This is a genomic window from Klebsiella sp. HMSC25G12 (assembly GCF_001807705.1).
GTDB classification, from domain to species: Bacteria; Pseudomonadota; Gammaproteobacteria; order Enterobacterales; family Enterobacteriaceae; genus Klebsiella; species Klebsiella variicola.
Window position 1 is genome coordinate 1 of record NZ_KV789809.1, and the last position, 1,317, is coordinate 1,317.

Consider the following 1,317-nt stretch of genomic DNA (forward strand, 5'->3'; position numbering starts at 1 on the left):
GGGTCTTCCCTTGTTGTGGTGGCTGAAGGCATGATAATGGTGTATTTAATCGCCAGAGGTCACCGCCATGGACGAAAAGTCCCTCTACGCTCATATTCTCAACCTGTCCGATCCGTGGCAGGTAAAGTCCCTTTCTCTCGATGAAAATGCCGGTTCTGTTACTGTCACTATTGAGATCGCTGAAAACACCCGGCTAGCCTGTCCGACCTGCGGTAAATCCTGTTCTGTTCACGATCACCGTCATCGTAAATGGCGCCATCTTGATACCTGCCAGTTCACCACTATTGTTGAAGCCGATGTTCCACGAATTATGTGTCCGGAGCATGGCTGCCTGACGTTGCCTGTTCCGTGGGCTGGCCCCGGAAGCCGGTATACGTTGCTATTCGAATCGTTCGTTCTCTCATGGCTGAAAATCAGCACCGTTGATGCTGTCAGGAAGCAACTTAAGCTCAGTTGGAATGCGGTTGACGGCATTATGACCCGGGCAGTTAAGCGAGGTCTTGCCCGGATAAAAAAGCCATTATCCGCCCGTCATATGAATGTGGATGAGGTCGCCTTTAAAAAAGGACATCGTTACATAACGGTGATCTCCGATCGCGATGGTCGGGCGCTGGCCTTAACGGATGATCGCGGCACAGAGAGTCTTGCCGGCTATCTTCGCACGCTCACTGATGGGCAGTTGCTGGCTATCAAAACGCTCTCAATGGACATGAACGCGGGCTATATAAGAGCAGCGCGTATCCACTTACCCAGTGCGGTTGAGAAAATCGCCTTTGACCGCTTCCATGTGGCGAAGCAACTGGGCGAGGTAGTTGATAAAACCCGTCAGAATGAACATCCGCACCTCCCTGTTGAAAGCCGACACCAGGCAAAAGGAACCCGCTTCCTGTGGCAGTACAGCGATAAGTGGATGACCGAATCCCGGCAGGAAAAGCTGATGTGGCTGCGTGCACAGATGAAGCTGACGAGCCAGTGCTGGGCGCTGAAAGAGCTGGCAAAGGATATCTGGAACAGGCCATGGAGCGAGGAAAGACGGAGTGACTGGCAGAGATGGTTGGCGCTGGCGGCTAACAGTGACGTTCCCATGATGAAAAATGCCGCGAAAACGATAGGAAAAAGGCTGTACGGGATCCTGAATGCGATGCGACACAGTGTCTCAAACGGAAATGCGGAGGCACTTAACAGCAAGATCAGGCTGCTGAGGATAAAAGCCAGGGGATACCGAAACCGGGAGCGCTTTAAACTGGGGGTGATGTTCCACTACGGAAAGCTGAATATGGCGTTCTGAGCCTTCCCACCATGATCGGGGAAGACCCA

General features: G+C 52.7%; 1 protein-coding gene. It reads left to right on the forward strand.

The genetic code is table 11. From position 1 onward, the window contains the following. Positions 1–67: 67 nt before the first annotated feature. A complete protein-coding gene (locus HMPREF3096_RS04080; RefSeq protein ID WP_000343760.1) occupies positions 68–1,288 on the forward strand; it encodes an ISL3-like element ISKox3 family transposase in 1,221 nt (406 codons plus the stop codon). The last annotated feature ends 29 nt before the right edge of the window (positions 1,289–1,317 follow it).

Excerpts from the sequence above, each read along its gene's own strand:
- HMPREF3096_RS04080 (WP_000343760.1), top strand. The coding sequence starts at position 68 with ATGGACGAAAAGTCCCTCTACGCTCATATTCTCAACCTGTCCGATCCG.